Genomic DNA, 20,672 nt, shown 5'->3' with positions numbered 1-20,672 from the left:
CTTAACCATGAATAGGAGACACCCGTGTCAGATGCCCAACAGATCACCCTCATCGTCGATGGCGAAGAGACCAAGGTGACGGAAGGGACTACCGGCGCGGAACTCTTCTTCGAGCGCCGCGACGTCGTTGTAGCCCGTGTCAACGGAGTGTTGAAGGACCTTGACCAGGTCCTCACCGAGGGCGCGGACGTCGAAGGCGTCACCATCGATTCCCCTGATGGACTCAACGTCCTCCGCCACTCCACAGCCCACGTCATGGCGCAGGCTGTGCAGCAGTTGCGCCCCGACGCCAAGCTTGGCATCGGCCCCTACATCACTGACGGCTTCTACTTCGACTTCGACGTCGCTGAGCCGTTCACCCCTGAGGACCTGCGCACCCTGGAAAAGATGATGCAGAAGATCATCAACCAGAACCAGAAGTTCGTCCGCCGTGTGGTTACTGAAGAAGAAGCCCGCGAAGCAATGTCCAACGAGCCCTACAAACTGGAGCTATTGGGCAAGAAGAACGACTCAACCGACGCCGCGGAAGGCGTCAATGTTGAGGTCGGCGCCGGCGACATCACTATCTACGACAATGTGGATCGCAAGAGTGGCGAAAGCATCTGGTGCGACCTTTGCCGTGGTCCCCACCTGCAGAACACCAAGATCATCTCCAACGCCTTCGCATTGACGCGTTCCTCCGCTGCCTACTGGTTGGGCAACCAGAACAACCAGCAGCTCCAGCGCATCTACGGAACCGCCTGGCCAACCAAGGAAGCACTCAAGGCCTACCAGGAGCGGATTGCCGAAGCTGAGCGCCGCGACCACCGCAAGCTTGGCGTGGAGCTTGACCTGTTCTCCTTCCCTGACGAGCTTGGCTCGGGCCTTCCGGTCTTCCACCCCAAGGGCGGCATCATCCGCAAGGCCATGGAGGACTATTCCCGCCAGCGCCATGTGGATGCCGGCTACGAGTTCGTCTACACCCCGCACATCACCAAGGGCCACCTCTACGAGGTTTCCGGACACCTTGACTGGTACAAGGACGGCATGTTCCCCGCGATGCAGGTGGACGCCGAATTCAACGAAGACGGCAGCGTGCGCAAGCCGGCCCAGGACTACTACCTGAAGCCGATGAACTGCCCCATGCACAACCTGATCTTCCGCTCACGCGGCCGATCCTACCGCGAGCTTCCGCTGCGCCTGTTCGAATTCGGATCGGTGTACCGCTACGAAAAGTCCGGCGTTGTCCACGGCCTGACCCGCGTCCGTGGCATGACACAGGATGACGCCCACATCTACTGCACCCGCGAGCAGATGAAGGACGAGCTCACCACCACGTTGAACTTTGTGCTGGGCCTCCTCAAGGACTACGGCCTGGACGACTTCTACTTGGAGCTCTCCACCAAGAACGAAGAAAAGTTCGTTGGTGACGACGCTGCCTGGGAGGAAGCTACCCGCACGTTGTCCGAGGTTGCCGCTGCCTCCGGCCTGGAACTGGTGCCGGATCCGGGTGGAGCTGCCTTCTACGGCCCCAAGATCTCGGTGCAGGCCAAGGACGCCCTCGGCAGGACCTGGCAGATGTCCACCATCCAGCTGGACTTCAATCTGCCGGAGCGCTTTGAGCTTGAGTACCAGGCTGCGGACGGGACCCGGCAACGCCCGGTCATGATCCACCGGGCACTCTTCGGATCCGTGGAACGCTTCATGGGCGTCCTCACGGAGCACTACGCAGGTGCGTTCCCGGCATGGCTCGCCCCCGTCCAGGTCGTGGGTATCCCGGTGGCCGAGACGTTCAACGACTACATGTTCGACGTCGTTGGGCAGCTTAAGGCAGCAGGCATACGCGCCGAAGTGGATATCTCCTCTGACCGCTTCCCCAAGAAGATCCGCACGGCCAGCAAGGACAAGATTCCCTTCGTCCTAATCGCCGGTGGCGAGGATGCAGAAGCCGGTGCTGTTTCGTTCCGCTTCCGCGACGGCAGCCAGGACAACGGCGTGCCCGTGGCGGAAGCGGTCCGCAGGATTGTGGACGCCGTCAAGAACCGCGAGAGCTGACGGAACGGACAAAGAGACGGTGCAGGAGAACACAGACGCGACAACCGGGATTCCGGGCGACGCCGAGGTAACCGATGACTTCGGACTTGCGGGCGTGCCGGACGCGTTTCAGCGCCTGTGGACTCCGCACCGCATGGCCTACATCAAGGGCGGGCAGGATCAGTTCAAGAACAAGGACGACTGCCCGTTCTGTGTAGGACCCACACGCTCGGACGAGGAATCGCTGATCGTGCACCGGGGAAGGACCTGCTATGTGGTCCTGAACCTTTTCCCGTACAACCCGGGGCACTTGCTGATATGCCCCTACCGCCATGTCCCTGACTACACGGACATCACGGTGGAGGAGACGGCAGAGTTCGCCGACCTCACCCAAACCGCCATGCGGGTACTGCGGAAAGTGTCAAACCCCAGCGGCTTCAACCTTGGGATGAACCAAGGCGTCACCGGTGGCGCGGGAATCGCAGCGCATCTCCACCAGCACGTGGTTCCGCGCTGGGGTGGGGACGGAAACTTCTTCCCCATCATCGCCCAGACCAAGGCCATCACGCAGACGCTGGACGAAGTCCGCAAGCTCGTGGCCGAAGCCTGGCCGGGGGAGTCGAATGCTCAATAGGCATGCGCGCGGCTTCTTCACATCACTTTTCACACCACTTGCGCGTTGGCTCCTCAAGATCGGCGTGTCCCCGGATGCGGTGACCATGGCCGGTACCGCCGGCGTCATCCTGGGTGGCTTGGTGCTGTATCCCCTCGGCCACCTGTGGTGGGGCTCCGTAGTGGTGGCCTTCTTCGCTTTCTCCGACGTCGTTGATGGAATCATGGCACGGCTTCAAGGCAGAAGTGGCGGTTGGGGCAACTTCCTGGATTCCACCCTCGACCGTTTGGCTGACGGTGCAATCTTCGCCGGTATCACCATCTGGTTCTTCACCCGGGGTGAGGATCCGGCGATCGGAACAGCCGCCGTCGTCTGCCTCGTTCTTGGCATGGTGGTCTCCTATGCCAGGGCCAAAGCCGAGTCCTTGGGCTACCAGGCCAGCGTGGGGATCGCAGAGCGGGCCGAACGGTTGGCGTCCGTTCTGCTCATCACCGGCCTGACCGGGCTTGGGCTCCCTCCAGTGGTGCTGTTCGGCACCTTGATCCTGCTGGCACTGGCAAGCGTGGTGACCATCATCCAGAGGATGTCCACCGTGCACCGCCAGGCGATGGCCGAGACCGGCGGGACCCCCGCCGGCCAGGGCTAACCGCAGGCCAGCGGACAGGGAACTGGCAAACGGCCAAACCCGTCCCTTGGCTGTTGTGCACCTGTCCTACCACAGCCCCGTTTGTTGCCCTCCGGGCAGGTAATGAATGTACTGCCACCACGGAACGTGCGACTACTATTACTAGTACTTGGTCACCCTGACCTGAAACCCGGTGTGCGCTGATTGCGGTCGTGTGGCTGCGCGCGCCTCCGGCAAGAAGGTCGTTTATCTACCCATAGGGGTTTTTGTGTCTACACCAGATGTAAGCAACGAAGCCGGTTCGTCCGCGAACAGCGTCACGGGCAGCAGCCGCGTCAAGCGGGGCATGGCGGAGATGCTCAAGGGCGGCGTCATCATGGACGTCGTTAACGTCGAGCAGGCCCGCATCGCCGAGGATGCCGGTGCCGTGGCTGTCATGGCGCTCGAGCGAGTGCCTGCCGATATCCGCGCCCAGGGCGGCGTGTCCCGCATGTCGGACCCGGACATGATCGATGCGATCATCGCCGCGGTGTCCATCCCGGTCATGGCGAAGGCCCGCATTGGCCACTTCGTTGAAGCCCAGGTCCTGCAGTCCCTCGGTGTTGACTACATCGACGAGTCCGAGGTCCTGACCCCGGCCGACTACATCAACCACATCGACAAGTGGAACTTCACCGTCCCGTTCGTTTGTGGTGCCACCAACCTTGGTGAGGCGCTGCGCCGCATCAACGAGGGCGCGGCGATGATCCGTTCCAAGGGCGAGGCCGGCACCGGTGATGTTTCCAACGCCACCGGGCACATGCGCAAGATCCGCTCGGAAATCGCCAAGCTCGCAGCCCTTCCCGAGGACGAGCTGTACGTTGCGGCCAAGGAACTGCAGGCCCCGTACGAGCTGGTCAAGGAAGTTGCCGCCACCGGCAAGCTCCCCGTCGTGCTGTTCACCGCCGGCGGCATCGCTACCCCGGCTGACGCTGCGATGATGATGCAGCTCGGCGCCGACGGTGTGTTCGTCGGTTCGGGCATCTTCAAGTCCGGCAACCCCGCAGAGCGCGCCGCCGCCGTCGTCAAGGCAACCACGTTCCATGACGATCCCGATGTCATCGCCAAGGTCTCCCGCGGCCTCGGCGAAGCCATGGTGGGCATCAACGTCGACGACATCCCGCAACCCCACCGCCTCGCAGAGCGCGGCTGGTAGGTCTCACTTAGGGTTCCCGCCAAGGCGGGTACCGATCCTCTGCGTGCTATTCCCCGCTGCCGCTGCCGCGATTCTGATGGTGGCCAGGGCGGGGGCCCTTTTACGCACGCTGCCGGATCGGTACCCGTCTTTCGGCTTTAAAGCTCGGGTTCTGTTTAATCCAGTCCCCGGCGTTTGAGGAGGGGTTCCAGCTTGGCATCCCTGCCTCGGAAGGCCCGGAAGGACTCCAACGGGTCACGGCTGTTTCCCCGGGAGAGCAGCTCCGAGCGGAAGTGATCTCCGTTGGCCCGGGTCAGGCCGCCATTTTCCTTGAACCATTCCACGGTATCGGCATCCAATACCTCGCTCCAGATGTAGGAGTAATAGCCTGCCGCGTAGCCTGCGCCGGCGAAGATGTGCTGGAAGTAGCCCGTCCGGTACCGGGGCGGAATGAGCGGGTGCGCGATGCCGGCGTCGGACAGGGCCTTGGCTTCGAACGCTATGACATCGTCCGGGACCTCAGCTTCTGCCAGTACGTGCCAGGCCAGGTCCAGCAGGGCCGCCCCAAGGTACTCGGTGGTGGCAAAGCCTTCGCCCCAGAGGAGTGAGTCATTGAGCTTGTCCACTGTGGCCTGGGGGAGGGATTCCCCGGTGGAGAAATGGCGGGCATAGTTGGCCAGGATGTCAGGCCACATGATCCACATTTCATTGACCTGCGAGGGGTACTCCACAAAGTCGCGCGGGACGGACGTTCCGGAGAAGCGCGGATAGGTCACGTTCGAGAACAGGCCGTGCAGTGCATGGCCGAACTCGTGGAAAACCGTCCTGACTTCATCAAGGGTCAACAGCGTGGGCTCGCCGGGGGCAGGCTTGGTGATGTTGAGGTTGTTGATGACCACGGACTTTGTGCCCAACAGCCCGGACTGTTCCACCAAGGAATTCATCCAGGCACCCCCGCGCTTGGACTCCCGGGTGTAGTAGTCGCCCAGGAACAGGCCAAGGCCGCTGCCGTCCTGATCCCGGACCTCCCAGACGCGCACGTCCGGGTGGTAGCCCTCAAGGTCCCCACGTTCGTGGAAAGTTATCCCGTAAAGTCCGGTAGCTGCGTGGAATATGCCGTCTGTCAGCAAGGTCTCCAGGCTGAAGTACGGGCGCAGCGCCTGCTCGTCGACCTCGAACTTGTCCTTTCGGACACGGGCGGAGTAGTAGGCCCAGTCCCATGGTTCCAGGTCATGCCCGGCCGAGGCAGCCAGGGTCTCGGCTTCGGACTGGGCGTTCCTGACGGCCGCCGGGGCCAGCTTCCCCAGCATGGCCTTGACCTCGCCGAAGTCCGGTGCGGTCTGCCGGTCCACTACCAGCTCGGCATAGTTGGCGAAACCGAGGAGTCTGGCCTTTTCCGCGCGCAACCGGACGGTAGCTCCCACAAGCTCACGCGTGTCCAGGGCTCCGCCGTTGCTGCCTCGCGCGAGGGACGCTTCGTACAAACGACGCCGGATGGCCCGGTTCTCCAGCGAAGCAAGGGCAGGTTGGTTGCTGGGTTGGATGAGCGTGAGTAAGTATTTGCCTTCGTGTCCGGCCGTTTTGGCTGCCTCCGACGCACCGGAGACGTCTTCAGCCGGCAGCCCTGCCAGGTCTGCGGCGTCGTCGAGCAGCAGGGCAGCTGACTTCATGCCTTCTTTGACCCGCTGGCCGAATTCGGTTCCCAGCCGGGAGAGCTCTGCGTTGATTTGCCGCAGGCGTTGTTGTCCGGCGGCATCAAGCTGAATGCCGGACTGCCGGAACTCCTTCAGGTATTCCTCAACCAAGCGCGTTGATTCCGGGTCAAGATCCGCAACGTCGATCGCGGCGAAGCGTTCATACAGGGCGCGGTTCATGTAGACGGCATCCTGGTGCGCCGAAAACTTCGGCGACAACTCTGTTTCAAGGGCTTTGATTTCATCAGAGGCGTCTGCCGAAACCAAGGTGAAAAATGCTGCAGCAGCCCTCTCCAGAAGTTGTCCCGAACGTTCCATGGCTACGGCCGTGTTCTGGAAAGTCGCCGGATCCGGGTTGTCCGTGATGGCACTGATGTCCTGCAGGTGCCCGGCCAGGCCGGCGTCGACAGCTTCTGCGTAGTGTCCGGTGTTGATGTCGGCGAAAGGCGGAAGTCCGTAGGGCAGCGGGCTGGGGCTCAGGAGGGGATTGGTCATGAAGTGACTCTTTCACGTAAGAATCGTGTCCTCAAGGGTGGCACGCCCCGGCCGGCCCTTCTTCCGCCGTAGGATGAAAAACATGGGGAACATCACATCCAAGGCAGGGCGGATACGTCATTCACGGGCCGCACTTCTCATGCTGACGGTAGTTGCTGCGTTCTCCGTGGGCGCCTGCGGTGTCATTGCCGAAACCGAAAACCAGAACCGCAGTGCTGCCGCTAGTGCTCCCGCTTCGGAGTCACCAACACCTACTCGGACCCCGGCGCCCAACCCCACACCGGGCAAAGGCCCTGCCTGTCCCGAACTTCGCTGCACCTCCATCACCGTAACCGGTGACATGCTGGTCCACACCCAACTGTGGCAACAGGCAAGGGCCGACGCCGCGGCGGCCGGCCTCCCGGGATATACGTTCGTCCCCCTCCTCGAAGGGCAACGGCGCTACATCCGTAACAGCGATCTCGCGATCTGTCATCAGGAAACACCTGTCGCCACCCCTGATGGTCCCTTCTCGGCCTACCCGTCGTTCAACGTTCCCCCGCAGATCATCGCGGCCTCAAAGGACATCGGCTACCAGGCGTGCACCACAGCCAGCAACCACACCATTGACCGGGGAACCGACGGCCTCCTGCGGACCCTCGATGCCCTCGACGCAGCTGGGCTGAAGCACACCGGTTCTTATCGGACCGAAGCGGCTTCCAAAGAAATACTGATGCTTGAAACGGACGCGGCCAAGGTCGCCGTGATCATTGGTACGTACGGCCACAACGGGCAGATCCCCGAATACCCCTGGCTGGTTGACGAGCTGGACCCGGCAGCGATGATCGCCAAGGCTACGCAGGCCAGGGCCCAGGGCGCGGACATAGTCCTCGGAGTGATGCATGCCGGTGACGAGTACGCCAGCGAAGCGAATACCCAGCAGCAGGACGTTGCGCACGCGCTGGTGGACAGCGGCCAGTTCACCATGATCTATGGGCACCACACGCATTCGGTACTGCCGATCGAGAATTACAAGGGCACGTGGATTGTGTACGGGCTGGGCAACGGGATCACCGAGTTGTCGCCTTGGTATGTGGTCAACAATGAAGGATTGCTGGTCAGGGCCCAGTTCAGCCAAAACACAGCCGGAACCTGGACGGCTTCTGATCTTGCCTGGGCACCGTCGGTCATAGTCCGTGATCCCTACCGGTGGTGTTCGGTGGCCAGCGACGCTCCGCAGGGAGTCTGCGCATCACCGGCAGCCGACGCTGCCACCTATCAACGGACCAAGGCGGTGGTTGAGTCCATGGGCGCCGCCACCGCAGGCGCCCACGAACTGTTGATCACCAAGGAAAAGTAGCGCCTACCGCGGACGCTTTGCGGCGTGTTCGCGCGCGAGGCGGGCGTAGTCGTCGTCGGGCGTTCCCGGCACGAAGGTCCCGTACTTTCGCTCCGCCGCTGTCCGGATGAGGAAGTCGGCAATTGCCGGATTCTTCGGCAGCAGCGAACCGTGGAGGTAACTGGCCACCACGTTGTTAAACCTCGCGCCCTCGTGCCCGTCTTTGCTGTTGTTGCCGGCACCCTTGGTGACAGTCCCGAGGGGTTCGACGCCGGGACCAAGGGTGGTTTGGCCGCTGTGGTTCTCGTAGCCCATGATGTCGCCGAACTCGGCCGACTTCATGATCACGTTGCCGATCAGCCGTTCATCCGTCCCGTGGGTTTCGACATCCAGGATCCCGATTCCGGGAATGACCGGCCCGGCGCTGGTCTTGAAGAATTTCCCAAAGAGCTGGTAGAGACCACAGATCACCAACATCGGCGCACCGTCATCGGCCAGTTCCCGGAGATGGTCCGCCCGTGCCTGGAGGTCGTCCTGGATGACCACCTGTCCGCTGTCCTGCCCGCCTCCACCGACCACGATGTCAATATCTGCGGGAAACTCGTCACCCACGTTGTACTCAAGCAGTTCCGGCGTGTATCCGTGCCACTTGATCCGTTGTTGGAGCACCAAAGCGTTCCCCCAGTCCCCGTAAATGTTCATCTCCCGGGGATAGAGCTGGAGGACACGGAGGGTTCCCTTGCTGGGCTGCTGTGATTCCGAGGTCATGAGACCACCTCCACTATGGTGATTTTGGCGAGTTCGCGACGAATGGCAAGCATGGACGTGTAAGTGCAGAAAATCCGTTTGGGCTTGCCGCGCGAGCCGTTGATGAAGGTGCGCAAAGCGGCGGTAATGTCCGGTTCCACTGTGCCGAAGGGAACTTCGTCGTACTGCAGCCGCAGGGCCATGTCGTACGCGCGGACGCCGGTGAGGACTTCCACCCCATCCTCGCGCAACGACTCGAACTCAACGTCCCAGAGCCACGACATATCCCTGCCGTCTGCGTAGTTGTCGTTGATGGCAATCATGGTGGCGTAGCCGCCTGCCGGGAAGGACTTGAGTCCGAGGCGGAAGCCACTGGGGTTCTTCACCAGGACCAGTTCCAGGGGTTGTCCATCGACGGTCAGGCTTTCACCGCGTCCAAAGGCGGGAGCAACGTCGCCCAGGGCTTTGACCAATTTGGGAGTATCAACCGGGCCGGTACCCAGGACAGCGCGCGCCAGCGACAAAGCGGCAGCGGCATTGAAGATGTTGTAGACGCCACGCAGCTTCATGGCGGTACTGACAGTTTCGCCGTCGAACTCGAAGTCAGCGTCCTGCGCACCTACCCGTCGGAGTACGACGTCGGCAGCCGGCAGGTCTACCGGCTCGCCTGCCGCGGCGGCCACCGAGGTACCGGACGGTGATGGTCCGGAGCCGGCGGTCCGCATGTCGTCATCATTGGGAAAAGTGCTGCGCAGGGACTCGTCAAGGCCGAAGTAACGGATGACGGGGTGATGGGGCGCATCCGGGACGTTGATGACATTGGAGATTCGGGCTACCCGCGGATCCTCGCGGTTCAACACCACCGTGTCCGTCGTCCTGGACGCGATGTGCTCGAGCAAGCGGGCCGTCTTGTCGATTTCTCCAAAGCGGTCCAACTGGTCACGAAGGACATTGAGCAGGAGGCTGTACCGGGGCTGGACCTTGTTGACGAAATGCACCGCATGGGCTTCGTCGAGTTCAAGGATGGCAATGTCCGCATCGAGGCGTCCCCGCCAGTCCACCTCACCGAGGAGGGAGGCTGCCACGCCGCGGGTGAAGTTGCTTCCGCTGCGGTTGGTGAAGACCTTGAGGCCTTGGCTTTCGAGGAGTTCCACCACCATTTTGGTGGTGGTGGTCTTGCCGTTGGTGCCACTGACCACTGCCACGCCGTGGGGGAGCGAGGCCAGCGTTCGCTGCATGAAGCCGGGATCGATTTTCTCGACCACCAGGCCGGGAAAAGCTGATCCTCCGCCCCGAAGCCGGGACAGTGTGCGGACCAGCTTGCCGAGGGGGACGCTGAAGGAAAGCATGCTCTGTAATATATCCCAGTCAGGGCATGGAACCCGGCCCGGGGTGGGTGCCCCGAGGACGCGGAAGACCCCGGCCAAGGCGCAGCGCACTATGATGGATCAATGACCAACCCCCTTTCCGACGCTTCAACGCGCGTGGGTTCAGGACTCAGGATCGGCGTTCTGGCACTCCAGGGCGACTTCCGCGAGCATCTCCACGCCGTCGAGGCCGCTGGAGCCACTGGCGTAGGCATCCGTCGGCCATCCGAGCTGGACGACGTCGACGGCCTGATCATCCCCGGCGGCGAATCCACCACCATCGACAAATTGTCGCGGATCTTCGAATTGCGCGATCCCATCCAAAAGCGCATAGCGGACGGTCTTCCCGTCTACGGTTCCTGCGCCGGGATGATCCTGCTGGCCAATGAAATCGCCGACCCCGCCAAGGATCTTGACGGCGATCCGCAGCAAACGTTCGGTGGCCTGGACATCACTGTGCGGCGAAACGCCTTCGGACGCCAGCGCGAATCCTTCGAGACGGACCTTGATTTCAAGGGCCTGGACTTCAGCGCAGGAGAGGCCGGCGTCGATCCCGTCCACGCCGTCTTCATTCGCGGGCCGTGGGTGGAGCGCGTTGGCCCCGACGTTGAAATCCTGGCGCAGGTCGATCCCGACCACGCCGGCCACACTGATGCTTTGCACGGAGTGGCTAGAATTGTTGCAGTGCGCTCGGGCCACCTGCTGGCCACCTCCTTCCATCCGGAAGTGACCGGGGAGAAGCGCGTGCATGAACTCTTTATTCGAATGATCAGAGGAGAAGCGTAAAGCATGTCAGGCCACTCCAAATGGGCGACCACCAAGCACAAAAAAGCCATCATTGACAGCCGGCGTGCAAAGTCGTTCGCGAAACTGATCAAGAATATCGAAGTTGCTGCCCGTATGGGCGGACCGGACCTCGCCGGCAACCCCGGCCTGGAACTGGCCGTTACCAAGGCCAAGAAGACTTCGGTACCCAACGACAACATCGATCGCGCCATCAAGCGCGGAGCGGGCCTCACGGGCGAGGTCGTGGATTACACCGAGATCATGTACGAAGCCCGCGGCCCCCAAGGCTCGGCACTGCTGATCGAATGTCTGACCGACAACAAGAACCGGGCGGCATCCGAAGTCCGCCTCGCCATTTCCCGCAATGGCGGCACCATTGCCGACCCCGGTTCCGTCAGCTACCTCTTTGCCCGGAAGGGCGTAGTGGTCCTGCCGAAGAACGGCCTCAGCGAGGATGACATCCTGATGGCTGTACTGGAAGCCGGAGCCGAAGAAGTGAAGGACAGCGGCGAGAACTGGGAAATCCATTCGGAGCCCTCCGACCTCCAGGCCATCCGCGATGCTCTCAAGGAGGCCGGCATCGACTACGAAACCGATGAGGCCGAATTCGTTCCGTCCATGCAGGTGGAGCTCGACGTCGATGGCGCCAGGAAATTCATGAAGCTCGTCGATGCCTTGGAAGACCTGGACGATGTCCAGAACGTCTACAGCAACGCCGACCTCAGCGAGGAAGTACAGGCTGCCCTCGACGCCGACTAGGCGGGGCGGCATTCACCAGTGGTACAAAACAGGAAGGCCCGGACTTGACTCTTCGCGTATTAGGAGTCGATCCGGGCCTCACCCGTTGCGGCATAGGCGTTGTGGACATCGAGCGGAACCGCAGGGCCACCATGGTGGCAGTTGGGGTGGTGGGCACCTCTGCGGACCTGACCCTGGACAAGCGCCTGTTGGTGATCGCGGAAGCGATCGATGAATGGCTGGACCGGCACGAGCCCGATGTCGTCGCCGTCGAACGCGTCTTTTCGCAAATGAACGTCAGCACGGTAATGGGCGTGGCCCAGGCCTCCGGCGTCGTCATTGCCGCTGCAGCCCGTCGCGGCATCCCGGTAGCCCTGCACACGCCCTCCGAGGTCAAAGCTGCGGTAACCGGCAGCGGCACTGCGAACAAGGAGGCCGTCACCAAGCTCGTGACCAAGATCCTGCGACTCAGTGCTGCACCCAAACCCGCCGATGCCGCCGACGCCCTGGCACTTGCCCTCACCCACGCATGGCGGGCGGGCAGCGGAATGGGTGCGGCCGGTGGAGCCTCCGGGGCCGGTTCGCTGACGCCGGCCCAAAAGGCCTGGGCCGATGCCGAAGCCAAAGCGCGCCGCGCACGGTGATTTCCGTGCGCTCTTGCTAGGGTATTCGTAGATATGTTCGGATAGTCCACTTGGGCCGTTCCCAGTTGACCGCAATCTTTCAGGAGCCGGGTCTTGATCAGTTTTCTCCGTGGAACCGTAGCCCACGTGGGTTTGTCCACCGCCGTCATTGACCTCAACGGTGCTGGAATGAGCGTCTTCGCTACTCCGCAGACCCTGAGTCACCTCAAGGTAGGAACCGAAGCGAAACTCTTCACGTCCATGATCGTCCGTGAAGACTCCCTCACGTTGTTCGGTTTCGCCGATGATGATGAACGCGAAGTCTTCGACGTCCTGCTCAGCGTCAGCGGTGTAGGACCGCGGCTGGCGCTTGCTGTCCTTGCCGTCCATGAACCTGAAGCCATCCGCGTTGCAGCGCACACAGGCGACGGCAAGGCATTCACCAAGGTTCCCGGCATCGGGCCCAAGGTGGCGGGTCGTATTGTCCTGGAACTCGCCGGCAAGCTGGTTCCGCACGGCACCGGCTCCACTGCAGCTGCTGCCCAGGTTGCTGCGAACGCTGAATGGAAGCCGCAGGTAGTCGCCGCAATGACCAGCCTGGGGTGGTCCGAGAAGGACGCCACCGGCAGCATCGACAAGGCCATGGCGGACACTCCGGAGCTGGTTGAGGCAGGAAACGTGGCCCAGATCCTTCGAGCTACGCTGCGGTGGCTGGGCCAGGACGGCGCCCGCGCCGGCAACCGCGTAGGCAGCCGTGGCTGAGCAGTCACTCGTCAACGGGGGAGAGGAGCCGGAAGAGCGGGTCATTGAAGCCGCTCTCCGCCCTAAGAACCTGCATGACTTTGTTGGCCAGCACCGCGTCCGTAAGCAGTTGGCCCTTGTCCTTGAGGCGTCAAAAATGCGTGGACGCAGTGCCGACCACGTACTGATGTCCGGCCCTCCGGGCCTTGGCAAGACAACTCTGGCCATGATCATTGCCGCAGAAATGAATGCACCATTGCGTATCAGCAGCGGTCCCGCCATTCAGCACGCCGGTGACCTCGCAGCCATCCTTTCTTCGCTGTCGGAAGGGGAGGTCCTGTTCCTGGATGAAATCCACCGGATGTCCCGGCCCGCAGAGGAAATGCTCTACATGGCCATGGAGGACTTCCGGGTGGACATCGTGGTGGGTAAGGGTGCGGGCGCCACCGCCATACCACTGGAGTTGCCCCCCTTCACGCTGGTGGGGGCCACCACCCGTGCCGGCCTCCTGCCCGGCCCTTTGCGTGACCGCTTCGGTTTTACCGGTCACCTCGAGTTCTACTCCGTTGCCGAACTGGAACTGGTTCTTCGGCGATCTGCCGGCCTTTTGGACCTCAAGGTGAACTCGGCCGGATTTACCGAAATTGCCGGACGATCCCGTGGTACGCCCCGTATTGCCAACCGCCTCCTTCGCCGGGTCCGTGACTGGGCCTTGGTCCACGGCATTGACCAGATCGATGCCCGGTCCGCCTCGGCTGCTTTGGACATGTACGAAGTGGATGCCAAGGGCCTCGACAGGCTGGACCGTTCCGTGCTGGAAGCACTCATTACCAAATTCAACGGAGGTCCCGTGGGGCTGTCCACCCTGGCCATTGCCGTGGGGGAGGAACCCGAAACGGTGGAGACCGTTGCCGAGCCGTTCCTGGTTCGTGAAGGTCTCTTGGGACGCACGCCCCGGGGCCGCATTGCAATGGCATCGGCCTGGACACACCTTGGCTACGCCGTCCCGGCAGGTGTCTTCGGCCAGGAAGCGCTTGCACTCTTCGGCGAGGACGAAAACCACGCTGAAAGCGTAGATACCATCGGTTAACACGCCCCGTTCAGCTTTTCCCTCTAGACTGGTATGACGCTCGGCACGTTCGAGTCCTTGATCCATGCACCCGCCCCGCGGATTTGCCAGGGACGTTGCCGTGAACCAAAACGTAAGTACAGAACGGAACTTCCCTGTGGATCCAATGACCATATTGCTGTTCGTCATGCTTGGACTCTTTGTCTTCATGATGTTCCGCCGCAACAAGAAGACCCAGCAGCAGCAGGCTGAGATGCAGTCCAAGTTCGCTCCGGGCGTCGACGTCATGACCAGCTTTGGTCTCTTTGGCCGCATCGTCTCCATTGACGAAGCCGAGAACAAGGTTGTCATCGAGCTTTCCCCGGGCAACCTGGCTACGGTCCACCGCCAGGCGGTTACCAAGGTAGTCGAGGCGCCTGTCGAGGAAGCCCCTGTCGTTCCGGACGACGCTTCTTCCCTCACTACCGCAGATGCTGAAGCTCCTGCCGCAGTTGAGACGCCCGAAGAAACCATTGCGCGCCTCAACAAAGAGGATAAGAAGGACAACTAGGATCGTCAGGCGCGGCACCCCCGCGCAAGGCAACTTCTACGGCAGCTGAGAGCCGCCGGCAAACGCTCACCAGTGTTGGCCGGCGGCTGTCCGGCGATAACAGGAAGATCGATAATGGCACGGACCGGCCCCAAAAATTCAGCCCGCAGGGTGCTGACCTGGCTTGGAGCAATATTCGTTGTACTCACCGCTGTCCTGGGTGGCGGAGTTTTGACTGGCAATGCCAGCTGGGCTCCAAAACTTGCCCTGGACCTCGAGGGCGGCACCCAGATGATCCTGGCGCCCAGGGTCGAGGGATCCAGCGATATCAACGAAGAGCAGCTCAACCAGGCAGTTGCCATTATCCGTCAGCGTGTTGACGGCTCGGGCGTTGCCGAAGCGGAAATCAGCACCCAGTCCGGCCGCAACGTCGTGGTCAGCCTCCCGGGGACGCCTTCCAAGGAAACCCGCGACTTGATCCAGGCCTCGGCCGACATGAACTTCCGGCCGGTCATCACCTACGGTGATCCTGCAGCCATCCCTGTCGAATCGCGCACGCCCGAAGACCAGCTGAACAAGCCCACCGCGGAGCCGGCGAACGCAAGTGATACCAACTGGATCACTCCCGAAGTCCAGAAGGAGTTCGAAGCACTAGATTGCGTCAATCCTTCGACGGAAAGGCGCGAACGCTCCGATCCCGCCAAGCCCCTGGTCACCTGTGAAGCTGCCACGGCCACGACTCCCGCCATCAAGTACATCCTTGGTCCGGTAGAAGTCCGGGGCCAGGACATCAGTGACTCCACCTTCTCCCAGGTACAGGGCGCCCAGGGTTCGGTCACCAACTCCTGGGGCGTGAACATCGTCTTCAACGGCGATGCCACCGAGAAGTTCAAGGCCGTCACCGAGCGGCTCAACCAGTACTACGTTGCCGCGCAGGCGCAGGGCCAGGACGACCCCAAGTCCCAGTTCGCCATCGTCCTGGACGACAAAGTCATTTCGGCTCCGCGTTCCTTGGCAGTCATCACTGATGGCCGGCCGCAGATTACCGGTAACTTCACGCAGGCCACCGCCAAGGCACTGTCCGACCAGCTCCGCTATGGTGCGCTGCCCATCAGCTTCGAGATCCAGTCGCAGGAGCAGATTTCCGCTACCCTTGGTGGGGATCAGCTTCGCCTGGGCCTGCTGGCAGGCATCATCGGCTTGCTGCTGGTGGTTGTCTACTCGCTCTTCCAATACCGGGCCCTTGGCCTGGTTACCATCGCCTCGCTGGTGGTGGCCGGTGTCCTGACATATCTGGCCATTGCAATCCTCGGCTGGACAGAGAATTATCGGCTCTCCCTTGCCGGTGTTGCCGGTTTGATCGTTGCCATCGGACAGACTGCTGACTCGTTCATCGTCTATTTCGAGCGCATCCGCGACGAACTGCGCGAGGGCCGTGGTCTGGTATCGGCGGTGGAGAACGGCTGGAAGCGCGCCAAGCGCACCGTACTGGCCTCCAAGGCCGTCAACCTCCTGGCTGCCCTTGTCCTGTACTTCGTTGCCGTCGGCAACGTACGTGGCTTTGCCTTCACCTTGGGCCTGACGGCCCTTGCCGACCTCCTGGTCGTGTTCATGTTCACCCATCCCATGCTTCAGGTCCTGGCACGTACCAAGTTCTTTGGCGAAGGACACCGGTTCTCCGGGCTGTCTCCGGACCGGCTTGGTGCAATTCCGCTGTATCGAGGCGCTGGGCGGCTCCGTACTCCCGCTGAGAAGCCGACGCCCGTCCGTGGACGGAACGCCGGTGCTGCAGCCGAGGCTGAGCGCCGCATGACCATCGCAGAACGGCGCCTTGCCGAGAAGGGCCAGCTGACTGGTTCCTCCAAGGCAACCAAGGAGGAGAAGTAAATGACTACGAGCTTCGCAACCTTCGGCCATGAGCTCTACACGGGCAAGCGCTCGTACAATTTTGTCGGCTCGAAGAAAATCTGGTTCATCATTGCGGCAGTCGCCGTGGCCCTCTCCATCCTGATTCCGGTGGCCAAGGGAGGCTTCAACCTTGGCATCGAATTCCGTGGTGGGTCGGAGTTCACTGTTTCCAACGTGAGCACCACTGATGCTGCCCTCGGCGAGAAGGCCGTGCACGACGTCGTACCCGGTGCCATCCCGCGCGTGGCCAACGTTGCCGGCAACACCATGCGTATCCAAACGGATCAACTGACGGACGACGAGACCAACCGGATCAAGGACGGCCTCACCAGCGCCTATGGCGTAACCGAGAACGAAGTGACATCTAACTTTGTTGGTCCCACCTGGGGGCAGGATGTCACCAGGCAGGCACTCATTGGCCTGGTGGTCTTCGTGGGCTTGGCGGCCATCCTGATGGCCCTGTACTTCAGGACCTGGAAAATGTCCTTGTCTGCCCTGGTGGGCATGCTTGTCACCATGTTCACCACGGCGGGTGTTTACGCACTGAGCGACTTCGAAGTGACGCCGTCGGCCATCATCGGCTTCCTGACGGTCCTGAGCTATTCGCTGTACGACACCGTGGTTGTCTTCGACAAAATCCGTGAAAACACCTCGGATATCGCCACCTCAACGCGTCGTACGTTCGGCGAAGAAGTGAACCTGGCCGTCAACCAGACGCTGGTCCGTTCCATCAACACCATGATGGTGGCGGTGCTCCCTGTGGCAGCGATCCTCTTTATCGGTGCCGGGCTCCTGGGCGCGGGCACGTTGCGCGACCTTTCGCTGGCATTGTTCGTGGGTATCCTCATCGGTACTGCAGCGACCATCTTCATCGCCGCGCCCCTGTATGCCTGGTTGCGCCAGGGTGAACCGGAACTGGTGAAGCAGGCCCGGAAGGTAAGCCACCGCAGGGCCGAAGCCACCGTATAGCTTCCCTGCAACGCCTCTGTTGGACCAAAGAGCCGGCCTCCCCACATGTGTGGAGGCCGGCTCTTTGACTTGCCCGACTTCCCGTCATGTGCCCTCCATTTGCAGAAGCATTCACTTGCGGGAATAGACTGGGAGAATTAAATCGGTTGTGAGGGGTACTTCTGTGGAAGAACGTGCGACGTCGGCACCACCGGCGGGCGGGGAGGACGGCCACAATGCTGTGGCAGTCCCGGCAACAAGCATGGCTGGACGGACTGCGGGAGCTGTTCCGGTTGATACCCCTGGCGTGCGTCCCACATTCCCCGGACGGCGGGAACGTACCCGATCAAGGCTGGCGCGTCTGACCGGTCGGGGCGTGGCTCCTTACTCGCCGATCCTGGAACCTCTCCTGCGCACGGTGCGCGCCAACAACCCCAAAGAAGACTTTGACCTGATCCAGCGGGCCTTTACGGTTGCGGAACGAAGCCACCAGGGACAGAAACGCAAGAGCGGTGATCCCTACATCACCCATCCCGTGGCCGTCGCCACCATCCTGGCCGAGCTGGGCATGACAGGTACCACCCTGGCAGCGGCATTGCTTCACGACACCGTGGAGGACACCCCGTACACCCTGGCTGACCTGACGCGGGATTTTGGTCCCGAGGTCGCCATGCTGGTGGATGGAGTGACCAAGCTGGACAAGGTCAGCTTTGGTGAAGCCGCGCAGTCCGAGACCGTCCGCAAGATGGTTGTGGCCATGGCCAAGGACATCCGGGTCCTGATGATCAAACTGGCCGACCGCCTTCACAATGCACGTACCTGGCGTTTTGTTTCGGCTGAGTCATCCTCCCGCAAAGCGCGTGAAACGCTGGAGATTTTCGCACCCCTGGCGCACCGCCTTGGCATGAACACCATCAAGTGGGAGCTCGAGGATCTCTCCTTCGCAGCCCTGTACCCCAAGGTCTACGAGGAAATCGTGCGCATGGTGGGGGACCGGACTCCTGAGCGCGAGAAGAGCCTCAGTGTCATCCGTAACCAGATCGCCGATGACCTGCGGACGGCGAGGATCAAGGCGACCATCACCGGCCGTCCCAAGCACTACTACTCCATCTACCAAAAGATGATCGTCCGGGATAAGGACTTCGACGACATCAACGACCTCATGGGTGTCCGCGTCCTGGTTGACTCGGTCCGGGATTGCTACGCAGCACTGGGTACCCTGCATTCGCGATGGAACCCCCTTCCGGGCCGGTTCAAGGACTACATCGCCATGCCCAAGTTCAACATGTACCAATCGCTGCACACCACGGTGATCGGCCCGGGCGGCAAGCCCGTGGAAATCCAGATCCGTACCCATGAAATGCACCGCAGGGCAGAGTACGGCGTGGCAGCGCACTGGAAGTACAAGGACCAGCCCAACCGCACGGCCCAAGGCCCGGGCAGCCCTCGCGATGGGGACATGGGCTGGTTGAGGTCCTTGGTGGATTGGCAGCAGGAAACCTCCGATCCCGGAGAGTTCCTGGACTCCCTGCGCTATGAGATCAACGCGCGCGAAGTTTTTGTCTTCACCCCCAAAGGTGAGGTCATGGCCCTGCCCGCGGGATCGACTCCTGTCGATTTTGCCTACGCGGTCCACACCGAAGTTGGCCACAGGACCATCGGTGCCCGCGTCAACGGGAAACTGGTTCCGCTCAACAGCGAGCTCAACCACGGCGACTGGGTTGAAATCTTCACGTCCAAGGCCGAAGGGGCCGGCCCCAGCCAGGACTGGCAACACTTCGTCAAGTCGGCGCGTGCACGCAACAAGATCCGCCAGTGGTTCACCAAGGAACGCCGCGAGGAAGCCATTGACCGCGGAAAGGACATGCTGACCCGTGCAATGCGGAAGCAGAACCTTCCGTTGCAGCGACTTATGACGCACGACGCCTTGTCCGCCGTGGCTGAGGATTTCCACTATGTCGATATCTCCGGGCTGTACGCAGGGGTTGGTGACGGACATACCTCCGCGCAGTCGGTGATGGAAAAACTCGTCGAGCACTTGGGCGGCCACGAGACACCGGACGAAGACCTCGACGAAGTCAGCATTCCTACGCAGGTTGCCAAGTCCAAATTCTCCGATTCCGGCGTCATCGTCCGCGGTGTTGGCGACGTCTGGGTCAAACTGGCCCGCTGTTGCACCCCCGTCCCGCCGGATCCCATCCTGGGGTTCGTTACCCGCGGCTCAGGCGTTTCCGTGCACCGGACGGACTGCACCAACGTTTCCGGGCTCCGGGACCAGCCGGACAGAATTGTGGAAGTTGAATGGGCTCCCACCCAATCGAGCGTCTTCCTGGTGGAAATCCAGGTGGAGGCATTGGACCGTAAGTCCCTGTTGTCGGACGTGACGCGGATTCTGTCCGAGAACCACGTCAATATCCTTGCTGCCTCGGTGCATACATCAAGCGACAGGGTTGCCATATCGAAGTTCGCTTTCGAGATGGGCGATCCCAAGTACCTCCACCACGTCCTGAATGCCGTACGCCGCATTGATGGTGTCTTTGATGTCTACCGAACCACTGGCAACAGGAGACGCAGCTAGCCGGCTGCAAGCCGGGTGAGTGTGGCCAGGGCACGTCGTTTGTGCGGAACCCTGGGCGCGGCTTCTACGGCGAGCATGAGGAGCCTCAGGCGGATGCCCAGGTCTTCCTTGGCCAGCAGCCGCCTCAGGGTGGGCAGTGCCCTGTCGCTCTCGACATGAAGGGCGATGTCGGACGCGGTGCGCAACGGACTGCTGACCAGCATCCCGCCCAGGCTTACAACGTCCATTTGTCCGAGCCGGACCTCGTGGAGGCTGCATGCCGTGCTTCCACGCAAGCTTGAAATGCGGTGCTTGGCATCCACCAGGAGCGAGAGATGCTCCGGAGGTTTGGCGCAGCCGTAGATCCACGCGGCTGTGAGCCGGCCGGCAACGACCTTGGTCCGGATACGTTCAGGAACGGTCAAGGCCGCCGCGCGCGCCCGGAGGCGATGGGTGACAGCAGTACCCGGCGAGGCGTAACTCTTCCCGTAGAGCGGCAGCAGGATGCCATCAAAGGCCATGCTCTGGAGTTCGTTCCACGTAAAGATCCGGTTGGGGGAGTAGAGCTCCGGGATGACCGGCTCCGATAAATGCTGGGCGGCGGCAAACTGGGCGGCGGCAAGCGGGGCGGCGGCAACGGGGTCCATCCACTGATCATTGCGTGCACCCGTCCAAGCAGTACAGGCTCCGTTCCGGTTATGTGGATAACCGGAACGGAGCCTGCGGT

At 61.9% G+C, this 20,672-nt stretch carries 18 protein-coding genes; 14 read left to right on the top strand and 4 right to left on the bottom strand.

The features are described 5' to 3' along the window. The first annotated feature begins 24 nt into the window (after window positions 1-24). The 4 genes from thrS to pdxS all read left to right on the top strand — a co-directional run bounded on the left by thrS (window position 25) and on the right by pdxS (window position 4,446). Window positions 25-2,034 (top strand): threonine--tRNA ligase, encoded by a 2,010-nt coding sequence (thrS, locus tag LDN85_RS12285; RefSeq protein ID WP_026548172.1) that lies wholly within the window; start codon window positions 25-27, stop codon window positions 2,032-2,034. 19 nt (window positions 2,035-2,053) lie between these two features. Further along, window positions 2,054-2,647 carry an HIT domain-containing protein gene (locus LDN85_RS12280; protein ID WP_026542449.1) on the top strand — a complete coding sequence of 198 codons (594 nt, stop codon included), beginning with the start codon at window positions 2,054-2,056 and terminating at the stop codon, window positions 2,645-2,647. Next, window positions 2,637-3,272 carry a phosphatidylinositol phosphate synthase gene (gene pgsA, locus LDN85_RS12275; RefSeq protein ID WP_026542450.1) on the top strand — a complete coding sequence of 212 codons (636 nt, stop codon included), beginning with the start codon at window positions 2,637-2,639 and terminating at the stop codon, window positions 3,270-3,272. The genes LDN85_RS12280 and pgsA overlap by 11 nt, the downstream gene beginning before the upstream one ends. A gap of 247 nt (window positions 3,273-3,519) precedes the next feature. Further along, the gene (pdxS, locus tag LDN85_RS12270; protein ID WP_017197521.1) at window positions 3,520-4,446 is read left to right on the top strand and encodes a pyridoxal 5'-phosphate synthase lyase subunit PdxS; all 927 of its coding nucleotides are present in this window, start codon (window positions 3,520-3,522) and stop codon (window positions 4,444-4,446) included. Window positions 4,447-4,601: 155 nt separating this feature from the next. On the opposite strand, the gene LDN85_RS12265 is transcribed toward pdxS, so the two are convergent. Further along, complete coding sequence (locus tag LDN85_RS12265; RefSeq protein ID WP_223943202.1) at window positions 4,602-6,614, bottom strand: M3 family metallopeptidase; 2,013 nt, start codon at window positions 6,612-6,614, stop codon at window positions 4,602-4,604. A gap of 73 nt (window positions 6,615-6,687) precedes the next feature. Between LDN85_RS12265 and LDN85_RS12260 the strand changes: the two genes are divergently transcribed. Continuing rightward, the gene (locus LDN85_RS12260; RefSeq protein WP_223943201.1) at window positions 6,688-7,953 is read left to right on the top strand and encodes a CapA family protein; all 1,266 of its coding nucleotides are present in this window, start codon (window positions 6,688-6,690) and stop codon (window positions 7,951-7,953) included. A gap of 3 nt (window positions 7,954-7,956) precedes the next feature. Here LDN85_RS12260 and LDN85_RS12255 read toward each other — a convergent pair whose 3' ends face one another. Next, window positions 7,957-8,700, bottom strand: a complete 744-nt coding sequence (locus LDN85_RS12255; RefSeq protein WP_026540838.1) for a glutamine amidotransferase — start codon at window positions 8,698-8,700, stop codon at window positions 7,957-7,959. Beyond that, window positions 8,697-10,028 carry a Mur ligase family protein gene (locus tag LDN85_RS12250; protein WP_223943200.1) on the bottom strand — a complete coding sequence of 444 codons (1,332 nt, stop codon included), beginning with the start codon at window positions 10,026-10,028 and terminating at the stop codon, window positions 8,697-8,699. The genes LDN85_RS12255 and LDN85_RS12250 overlap by 4 nt, the downstream gene beginning before the upstream one ends. Window positions 10,029-10,130: 102 nt before the next feature. Here LDN85_RS12250 and pdxT point away from each other — a divergent pair, with 102 nt between their 5' ends. The 9 genes from pdxT (at window position 10,131) to LDN85_RS12205 (ending at window position 19,966) form a co-directional block, all read left to right on the top strand. Then, window positions 10,131-10,832 (top strand): pyridoxal 5'-phosphate synthase glutaminase subunit PdxT, encoded by a 702-nt coding sequence (gene pdxT / locus LDN85_RS12245; protein WP_223943199.1) that lies wholly within the window; start codon window positions 10,131-10,133, stop codon window positions 10,830-10,832. A gap of 3 nt (window positions 10,833-10,835) precedes the next feature. Beyond that, complete coding sequence (locus LDN85_RS12240) at window positions 10,836-11,591, top strand: YebC/PmpR family DNA-binding transcriptional regulator (RefSeq protein ID WP_026540835.1); 756 nt, start codon at window positions 10,836-10,838, stop codon at window positions 11,589-11,591. 44 nt (window positions 11,592-11,635) lie between these two features. Continuing rightward, window positions 11,636-12,214, top strand: a complete 579-nt coding sequence (ruvC, locus tag LDN85_RS12235; RefSeq protein ID WP_026540834.1) for a crossover junction endodeoxyribonuclease RuvC — start codon at window positions 11,636-11,638, stop codon at window positions 12,212-12,214. 93 nt (window positions 12,215-12,307) lie between these two features. After that, entirely contained in the window at window positions 12,308-12,955 is a 648-nt protein-coding gene (gene ruvA, locus LDN85_RS12230) for a Holliday junction branch migration protein RuvA (RefSeq protein ID WP_026540833.1), read from the top strand. After that, a complete protein-coding gene (gene ruvB / locus LDN85_RS12225) occupies window positions 12,948-14,024 on the top strand; it encodes a Holliday junction branch migration DNA helicase RuvB (RefSeq protein WP_026540832.1) in 1,077 nt (358 codons plus the stop codon). The genes ruvA and ruvB overlap by 8 nt, the downstream gene beginning before the upstream one ends. A gap of 145 nt (window positions 14,025-14,169) precedes the next feature. Further along, window positions 14,170-14,553: a preprotein translocase subunit YajC gene (gene yajC / locus LDN85_RS12220; protein ID WP_026540831.1), complete on the top strand. Its 384-nt coding sequence runs from the start codon at window positions 14,170-14,172 to the stop codon at window positions 14,551-14,553. 114 nt (window positions 14,554-14,667) lie between these two features. After that, window positions 14,668-16,419: a protein translocase subunit SecD gene (gene secD / locus LDN85_RS12215; RefSeq protein WP_026540830.1), complete on the top strand. Its 1,752-nt coding sequence runs from the start codon at window positions 14,668-14,670 to the stop codon at window positions 16,417-16,419. Next, a complete protein-coding gene (gene secF, locus LDN85_RS12210) occupies window positions 16,420-17,409 on the top strand; it encodes a protein translocase subunit SecF (RefSeq protein ID WP_026540829.1) in 990 nt (329 codons plus the stop codon). 163 nt (window positions 17,410-17,572) lie between these two features. Beyond that, the gene (locus LDN85_RS12205) at window positions 17,573-19,966 is read left to right on the top strand and encodes a bifunctional (p)ppGpp synthetase/guanosine-3',5'-bis(diphosphate) 3'-pyrophosphohydrolase (RefSeq protein WP_026540828.1); all 2,394 of its coding nucleotides are present in this window, start codon (window positions 17,573-17,575) and stop codon (window positions 19,964-19,966) included. Here the strand turns inward: LDN85_RS12205 and LDN85_RS12200 are convergent. Beyond that, window positions 19,963-20,592, bottom strand: coding sequence for a hypothetical protein (locus LDN85_RS12200; RefSeq protein WP_026546890.1), 630 nt, complete (start codon window positions 20,590-20,592; stop codon window positions 19,963-19,965). The genes LDN85_RS12205 and LDN85_RS12200 overlap by 4 nt on opposite strands. Between the last annotated feature and the right edge of the window lie 80 nt (window positions 20,593-20,672).

Source organism: Arthrobacter sp. StoSoilB20 (assembly GCF_019977295.1).
Classification (GTDB): domain Bacteria; phylum Actinomycetota; class Actinomycetes; order Actinomycetales; family Micrococcaceae; genus Arthrobacter; species Arthrobacter nicotinovorans_A.
This window is presented reverse-complemented; position numbering and strand designations above follow the sequence as displayed.